The organism is Terriglobales bacterium (assembly GCA_035937135.1).
Lineage (GTDB): Bacteria > Acidobacteriota > Terriglobia > Terriglobales > Acidobacteriaceae > DASYVL01.
The window spans coordinates 1-8469 of sequence record DASYVL010000044.1; the positions used below are offsets into that span (position 1 = coordinate 1).

The 8469-nt window shown below is 66.2% G+C and carries 6 protein-coding genes; all 6 read left to right on the forward strand.

Annotated features, from left to right (window positions below; all coding sequences use genetic code 11):
- Positions 1–699, forward strand: a 699-nt coding sequence (locus VGQ94_02570) for a hypothetical protein (protein HEV2021388.1), incomplete at its 5' end; no start/stop codon positions are given.
- A gap of 4 nt (positions 700–703) precedes the next feature.
- Positions 704–1432 (forward strand): (d)CMP kinase, encoded by a 729-nt coding sequence (gene cmk / locus VGQ94_02575; protein HEV2021389.1) that lies wholly within the window; start codon positions 704–706, stop codon positions 1430–1432.
- A gap of 223 nt (positions 1433–1655) precedes the next feature.
- Positions 1656–3173 carry a HEAT repeat domain-containing protein gene (locus VGQ94_02580; protein HEV2021390.1) on the forward strand — a complete coding sequence of 506 codons (1518 nt, stop codon included), beginning with the start codon at positions 1656–1658 and terminating at the stop codon, positions 3171–3173.
- 1 nt (position 3174) lies between these two features.
- Positions 3175–4611, forward strand: coding sequence for a glycosyltransferase (locus VGQ94_02585; protein ID HEV2021391.1), 1437 nt, complete (start codon positions 3175–3177; stop codon positions 4609–4611).
- Complete coding sequence (locus VGQ94_02590) at positions 4608–7298, forward strand: hypothetical protein (GenBank protein ID HEV2021392.1); 2691 nt, start codon at positions 4608–4610, stop codon at positions 7296–7298. Before VGQ94_02585 ends, VGQ94_02590 begins: the two co-directional genes overlap by 4 nt.
- Positions 7258–8469, forward strand: a 1212-nt coding sequence (locus tag VGQ94_02595; GenBank protein HEV2021393.1) for a tetratricopeptide repeat protein, incomplete at its 3' end; no start/stop codon positions are given. The genes VGQ94_02590 and VGQ94_02595, both read left to right, overlap by 41 nt.

Sequence of the window (8469 nt, forward strand, 5' to 3'; positions counted from 1 at the left end):
CCCATGCTGCTCGCTGCCTCCGTCCTTCCTTATTTCTACGCGCTGGTCGGCGACCGCAATCCCAAAGCGGAGCGGAAGAAGGACTCGGACGCCGTCCAGCTCTCTCCTTTGGCCCGCGACACCTGGGCGGCGCTGCGCCAGAGCGGGCAGCCCTTGACCAAAGCCAGTCTGCGCGAGCTCCTGGGCGGCGCGCCTTCGGACGCCGCGCTCGACCGGGCCCTGGGGGAATTGGGCGCCTCGCTCAAGATCGCGCGCGTGGATGAGAGTCCGCAAGCCGGCGCGACCTGGGAGCTGCTGCACCGCTGGGCCCCGGAGGCAGTCCAGGAGGGGATCGGGTTGTCGGTGGCCCAGTCGCTCTCCGCCCTGGTCTCCCGCTACCTGGAGTGCGTGGTGGCGGCGGAGGCCAAGGAGGTGGAGGAATTCTTTTCCCGGCTTGCGCCCCGCTCCCGGGTGCGGGGGAGCGTCAACGCGCTGCTGTCGGCGCGCGAGTTGGCCTTCCTCCCGGTCGGGAACAAGACGTTGATTCAGATCGCGCCGCCGCGCCCGCCCGTCACCTTCCGCCGGGTGGCGCCTAAGGGTGCTGCGCCGCGCCTGCCCGTCACCCTCCGCCGGGTTGCGCCCCAGGGCGCTGCGCCGCGGCCCAAGGCCAGCCCGCCGCGACGGCGCTCCGCTCCGCGGCGCCCGGACAAGAAGGCATGACAACATGACAAAGCCGCGCGCGCGCCGCCCGGTAATCGCCATCGACGGCCCCGCTGGGGCGGGGAAGAGTTCGCTCGCCGCGCGTCTGGCGAAGAAGCTCGGCTACGTCAACATCGAATCCGGCGCCATGTACCGGGCGCTGGCGCTCAAGGCCATCGAAGCCGGAATCTCTTTCGACGACGAAGTGGCACTCGCGGCTCTGGCCCGCGGCTCGCGCATCGAGCTGGAGCCCGCAGCCGGCGAAGGCAACCGCGTGTTGCTCGACGGCCGCGACGTCTCCCAGCGCATCCGCGAGCAGGACGTCACCGACGCCGCCTCGCGCGTTTCCGTGCATCCGGCAGTGCGCGAGTGGATGGTGGCCCGCCAGCGCGAGCTGGGCGCCCGCGGCGGCGTGGTCATGGAAGGCCGCGACATCGGCACCCAGGTCTTTCCCGACGCCGAAGTGAAGATCTTCCTCGACGCCGCCCCCGAGGTCCGGGGCCAGCGCCGCTTCCGCCAGCAGCCCGGGGAGGCCGCCCCTCCCCCCGAAAAAGTCTTGGAGGAACTGCGCGCGCGCGATCTCCGCGACCGCTCCCGCGCTCACTCTCCCCTGGTCCCGGCCCCGGGCGCTCTGGTCCTGGACTCCACCGCGCTTTCCCTCGATCAGGTGGTGGCCCGGGTGGAGGCGGTTATCGCCGGAAAGCTGTCTGCGGCCCGCTCCCGTCGCCCCCCGCGAACGGCCCGGCCCCGCTGACCAAAAGCGGAACAAGGGGGCCTGCCCCCACCGAATTTTCGGTTAGGATTTGCCCTTCCTTTGATATACTGCCCGCACTTTTGCCGTTTTCCAGGAGTCTTAATTTTTGCAGCCGGAACCCCCGAACAAGGGGAGCCCCGGGCAGGGACACTTTCGGTCAGCCTCCCCCCTGGACTGATCACCCTTTGCCAAGAACTAGTTCCTAACACTTGGGAGTACCCCCTTGTTCCTGATTGAGGACCTGACGCAAGTGGTCATGTACCTGCTGTTGACGGTACTGGCCCTCAACTTGGTGTTCCTGATCTTCGTTTTCTATCGCCGCGCCGCCCGCAACCGCTACTACCGGGCCAAGGATGCGGCTCGCGAGCGCTATGGCACCGTGCTTTCGCAGTTCGCCAACGGCGAGATCACTACGGAGCAGGCGGCCGAGGGCCTGCGTGGCGCCACGGGCGCCGCGGCCCGGGACGCGGTACAGGAACGCCTGATGGCCTCCGTCGACCCTATCAATGTTGAGCACGTGAGCAATCTCTTCTTCGCCCTGGGCTACGTGGACCACTGGGCCCGGACCGCCTTCGGGCGCAGCCGCGCCGCCCAGCTCAAGGAGCGTTCTCGCCGCAAGGAAAAAGCGGCCATCTCCAGCGGCCAGCCCAAGAGCATGTGGAACTCCATGCGCCGCGCGCGCTTGTTCTCCGTGCCCCGCGCCCTGGCCGTGGATCACCTGGGCAAGCTCGCGCCCGAGTTCTCGCAGGTTTTTGTGGCCGAGGCCCTGCACGACCCCTCCGGCCAGGTGCGGCGCGTGGCCGTCGAGGCCATCGGCAAGAACCGCCATCCCGCCGCCATCCCCCTGCTGCTGGAGGAGCTGCGCAAGGCCATTGATGAAGGCAACGACGTCTCTCTGCGCACCACCAAATCGGCGCTGATCTGCTACAACCTGGAGGACCTCCCGCACTTCCTGCCCTTCCTCAGCCATCCCAGCCGCCGGGTGCGCTTCTTTGTGGTGGACGCGGTTCGCGAGATCTTTGTCAAGGCCTCCCGCTACACCTCCATCAGCCGCGCCAATCTCTCCCAGGAGATCCGCACGGCGTTTCTGACCAAGGTGGCCTCGGATACCTTCGCCGACGTGCGCGCCCGTGGCGCTGCCGTCATCGCCCACTTCCGCGAGCCCCAGGCCACCGACGTCCTACGCAAGCTGCTGGCCGACGAGAACGAGTTCGTCCGCCTGCACACCGTCCGCGTCTGCAACGACCCCTTCTACTCTGACCTGGTGCCGGACATCGTCCGCTGCCTGGCCGACAACAAGTGGCGGGTGCGCGAGGCTGCGGCCCAGACCCTGAGCGCCTTCGGCCACCGCGGCAGCAACGAGCTCTACCGCTACTTCATCGTGGCCAAGGACCGCTACGCCGCGGAGCAGATCGCGGAGGAGGTCCAGCGCACCGGGATGATCCGCACCCTCCTGGAGGAACTGTCCGGCGGGGGCGAGGAGGCGGGTCTAGCCCAGGACGTTTGCCGCAAGATGACCCTGATGGGCAAGACCACGCTGCTGACCCAGGCGGTGGCCGCCAACATCGCCCCAGAAGCCCGCATCCTGCTGATGGAGGCGCTGATGGAAGCGCCCACCCAGGACTTCCTCAACCTTTTGACCACGCTTTCCAAGAAGGACACCGGCCCGGTGGGTGCCAAGGCCGGCTCGCTGCTGCGGCAGTCGGCGCAGAGAGGTCCTACGCCGCCCTCGAGAGGATGAAATGCACAATATCGCCCTCCAATTCCTGGACTACTTCAACACGGTGATCCTCATCTACTTTGTGGTCACCAACCTGGTGTACACCGTCCTCATGCTGCTCTCGCTGTATGCGGTGTCGCTGCACGCCAAGTTCGCCCGGCAGAAGGGCTACGCCGACATCTCCGATTCGCCCGTGACCCCGCCCGTGGCCCTTATCGTCCCCGCCTACAACGAGCAGGACGCCATCGTGCAGACCGTGCTCTCGGTGCTGGAGCTGAATTATCCGGAGAAGGAAGTCATCGTGGTGGACGACGGCTCCGCCGACGGCACCATCGGCCAGCTGGTGAAGCAGTTCCAGCTCACCCGCATGGACCTCATCTACCGGCCCTCGCTGCCCGCCAAGTTGCCCACCGCCTTCTACTACAACCCCGACCGGCCGGAGCTGATCGTCATCTCCAAGCCCAACGGCGGCAAGCCGGACGCGCTCAACGTGGGCATCAACATGGCGCGCAGCCCCTACTTCTGCACCGTGGACGCCGATTCGCTCATCGAGCGCGACGCTCTGCTGCGCCTGATCGCGCCCATCGTGCACTCCAGCCTGCGCACCGTGGTCTCGGGCGGCGTGGTGCGCATCATCAACGGCTGCACCTTGCGCGACGGCCGCATCGCCGAGATCGATCTGCCCAAGACCTGGGTGGAGCGCTGCCAGGTGGTGGAGTACATCCGCGCCTTCCTCTTCGGGCGCCCGGGATGGAACGTCCTGAACGCCACCTTCATCGTCTCCGGGGCCTTCTGCTTGATGGAGCGCGACACCGCCATCCAGGCCGGCGGCTTCTCCACCGACACGGTCACCGAAGACATCGACATCATCGCCACCATCCACCGCTTCATGAAGGAGAACAAGCGCAAGTACCAGATGGTGTTCACCACCGACCCCATCTGCTGGACCGAGGCCCCGCGCACCCTCTCCATGCTGGCCCGGCAGCGCCGCCGCTGGCAGCTCGGCCTCATGCAGACGGTCATGAAGCACAACAAGCTCATCTTCAATCCGCGCTTCGGAGCCCTCGGAATGTTGAGCATGCCCTTCCACGCCTACATCGAGGCCTGCGGCTGCGTCATCGAGGCCTTCGGAACCTTCCTGGTGCCGTTCTCGTTCATCATCGGCGCCATGCCGCTCCCGCTCTTCCTGCTCATCGTTTTCCTGGCGGTCGGATACGGCACCCTGCTCTCCATGGGCGCGGTGCTGCTGGAAGAGACCACCTTGCACCGTTATCCCAGCCTGAAGCACGTTCTCATCCTGATGATCTACGCCATCCTCGAGAACATTGGCTACCGGCAGATCGTGACCCTGTTCCGCGCTCAGGGGGTGTTCCGCTACTTCACCGGCTTGCGCAAGTGGGAGCACGTGGAGCATGAAGGCGCCGCGCCCCGCGTGGCCGCGGCCCGAGGCCAAGCATGAAACGCCAGAGCCTGCTCACCAACCGCGTCATCCTCGGCATGCTGGTCTTTTTCATCGCGGTGGCGATCTGGCAGTTCCGCATCAGCAAGCAGTACCAGCCGTTCTACAAGGAAGGCGTGGTGGACTATCAGAAGGGCCAGTACTCGGACGCCCTGGAGAAGTTGACCCAGGCCTACAACATCAAGCCCAACGCCCTCGACGTCATCCTCATGATGGGCTGGACCAACCTCAAGCTCCGCCGCTTCGAGGAGGCAGGCTACTACTTCAACCGTGCCCTGGGCATCGACCCCAAGGCCGAGGAGGCCCGGCTAGGCGCCGGCTTCGTGGCCCTGGAGACCGGCCGGGGGACCATGGATTTGACCGTGCTCTCCGACCTGTTGCAGCGGCGCCGCAACGATCCCAGCGTCAAGCTGCTGGTGGCCGGCGCTTTGGTGCGCCTGGGAAGAGACATGGAGGCGTCGGTCCTCTTCAAGGAGCTGCGCGACGACAAGGATTACGGCAAGGCGGCCCAGGCTTCGCTCGACGAGATGTTTGGCCTGCTGGGCTCCTCCGACCCCATTCCCGGCCAACTGGCGCCGCTTTCCAAGCCCGCCCAGACCCAGGTTGGCTTCCGCGCTTCCGAGGGCGCCATCTGGCGGCAGGCCGGCGGCGAATGGGAGAAGTTCTATGTGACCGGGGTGAACCTGGGGCCGGTCGCTCCGGGCTTCTATCCCGCCAGCCCACCCAACCGCTACGACACCTACGCCAACTGGCTGCGCATGGCCAGCCAGACCAATGCCAACACCGTCCGCGCCTACGGCTTGATGCATCCGGCCTTCTACCGCGCCTTCCGCCATCAGCGCAACGAGGGCGGCAAACTCAGCCTGTATCAGCAGATCGAGGTGGACATCCCTGCGGGCAACGACCTCTACGACCCCAAGTTCATCGAAGACACCAAGGCCCAGGTGCGCTACGTGGTGGATGCGCTGCACGGCCGCGGCGAGGTCCCGCCCCGTCTGGGCAAGAACAGCGGCGTCTACGACGGGGACATCTCGGCCTACGTGAGCGGGATCCTGTTCGGCCGCGAGTTCGATCCCGTGGTCACCACCCAGACCAACCTCTCCAACCCCAGCAAGAAGAGCTATGACGGCAAGTATGTGAGCGCGGTGGACGCTACCCCCACCCAGGTATGGATGGCCGAGATGCTGGACTACCTGGTCGGCTACGAGACCGATACCTACAACGCCCAGCACCCCGTGGCCATGATCAACTGGCCCCGCACCGATGGTCTCTTTCACCCCACCGAGTCCGGCCGGTCCAATGCCGCCGGCCTGGACGAAGCCAAGTTCCGCGTGCAGCCCGCCTTCGGGGCCGGTCTCTTTGCCTCCTACCACGTCTTCCTGGATTACCCCGAGTTCTTCGCGCTCGATTCCACCTACGCCAACGGACGCGACAGCCAGGGCATCAACCCCATGGCTGCTTATCTGCGCGAACTGCGGGCGCACATCCCCTATCCGCTGGTGGTGACCGAGTACGGCGTCTCCAATTCCATGGGCGTCCTCGACTACCTACCCAACAACTGGAACCACGGTGGACACAACGAGGAGGAGCAGTCGCAGATCCTCTCCCGCTTCACCCACACCATCCACGATGCGGGCTGCGCCGGAGGCGTGGTTTTCGAGCTGCTCGATGAGTGGTACAGCTCCGACCGGGTCTTTTTCGACTACGAGAACCCGCGCGAGCGCGCCACTCTCTGGCTCAACGTGCTTGACCCGCGCAAGCGCTACGGCCTGGCCGGGTACCGCACCAGCAAGTGGCGCCTGTTTACCGGAGGCTCGACCGGCTGGCAATCCGCCCAAACCCTTTATAGCGGCTCGGGCTCCGTTCGCTCGGTGCGGGCGGCTGCCGATGAAGCCTTCCTCTATCTCCGCCTCGAAGCGCCCTGTCCCGACTGCGGGGCTGGTCCCAGCGCCCGGCCCCCGGCCGAGACCACCAGCTATGTCATCGCCCTGAACACCGCGCCTTCGATCGTGGGGCTGGAGAAGCTCCCCTTCGGCGGTCTGCGCCTCTCCGAAGGCGCCGGCTTCCTCATCCGCATCGGCGACCCCGCCTCCTCGCGCCTGCTGGTCGCCGACAACTACAACCCATACGAAACCACGTCCGACGGCAAGCTGGTTCCCAGGACCTCGTTCAGTCCCAAGCTGCAGGATTCCGGCGCCTTCCAGGACCTGGTTTTCCCCCTGCACCCCAAGCGCGCTGGTCGCGGCGTCAACCTCCCGGAGCAGCGCTACGACGCCTCCGCCATGCCTTACGGGACCGCCGATCCCGCTAGTACCGACTTTGATTCCCTGGCCCAGTGGTATTACGACACCCACGATAAAGCCATCCTGGTGCGCATTCCCTGGGGTAAGCTTCTGGTTACCGACCCCTCCAGCCTGCACGTTTTCTTCGGTTTTGACGATGCTGGAGTCCTGAGGAGTGTGCCCAGTTCGGGGGTGTCGGTCGGCGTCTTCGCAGTGAAGGGTGCGGCCGGCGGAGACTGGAGCACCCTGAGCGTCACCGAGAGTTTCCCGGCGGCCTCAGGCGGCACCATCGGCCGGGCGGAACGCCTCGCCTGGAGCAAGTGGGATGCCGTGCATCCCGATACTTATTTGAAGAGGTCATACAATGGAGTACAAAAGGACTTCGCGGATCTCAACCGTCCATAAGTTGCTGCTGGTGCTGGCAGGACTGGCGCTGGCACTGGCCGCTCCGGCACAGGCGGCGGAACCCAGTGGCCGCGCCCTGGTGCTTCAGGGCGACCGCTACTCCGCCCAGGGCAAGTGGGACTCGGCTCGCTCCGCCTACGTGCGCGCCCTCGAGGCCGGCGCCGTGCTCGACCAGGATTTCCTGCGCTGCAGCAACCTCGGCCGGGCCTACATGAACGGCAAGTCTCCGGACAACGCCGAAGCCGCCAAGTGGCTGGCTCGCGCTGTCGAACTCCGCCCCAAGTCCCAGGACACCCGTCTGCTCCTGGCCCGCGCCCAGACCGCCGCCGGCGACTACAAGGGCGCGGCCGAGCACTACGGCGTTTTGGCCAAGGCCCAGCCCGCCAATACCAAGTATCTGCTGGCCTGGTCCAACTCCCTGCTGCGCAGCGGCGACTCTGAGCAGGCTGTCTCCGTCATGCAGGACTACATGCGGCGCAACCCCTCGAACACCCTCATGCGCCTGGAGTACGCTCGCCTGCTGGCCTTCGCCAAGAAGTACCCCGAATCCGAAGAGGAGTATCAGCGTGTGCTGAAGTCCGACTCCGCCAATGCCTCAGCCCTCATCGGCATGGCCAAGCTCAACTCCTGGCGCGGCAACTTCCCCGGCGCGGTCGAGTTCTACGACAAGGTGCTGGCGCGCAATCCCCAGAACTATGACGCCGCCGTGGGCAAGGCCTTCACCCTGATCTGGATGGGACGCAAGGACGAAGCTCATGCCATGCTCGAGACCCTGGCCCAGCGCAATCCTTCCGACAAGGAAGTGGCCGCCGCCCTCGACACTCTGGAGACGCCGCCCGCTGAGGTCGCAGTGCAGCTTCCCAAGGCGCCGCCCGCGCCCCCGGCTCCGCCCGGCCCCATTCCCGGCTTGCTGGCCGCCGCCGGCGCCGCCAATTCTCGCGGCGACTATGACGAGGCCCTGCGCAATTACCGCCAGGTCCTGGAGCTGAATCCCAAGTACACCGAGGTCAAACTGCAGGTGGCCCGTACCCTCTCCTGGCAGAAGAAGTACGACGAGTCGGCGCAGCAGTACGACACCGTGCTCGCCGACGACCCCGGCAATCTGGTCGCCCGCCGAGAGAAGGCCCGCGTCCTCTACTGGGCCCGCAACTATGACGCCTCGCTCCCCGAG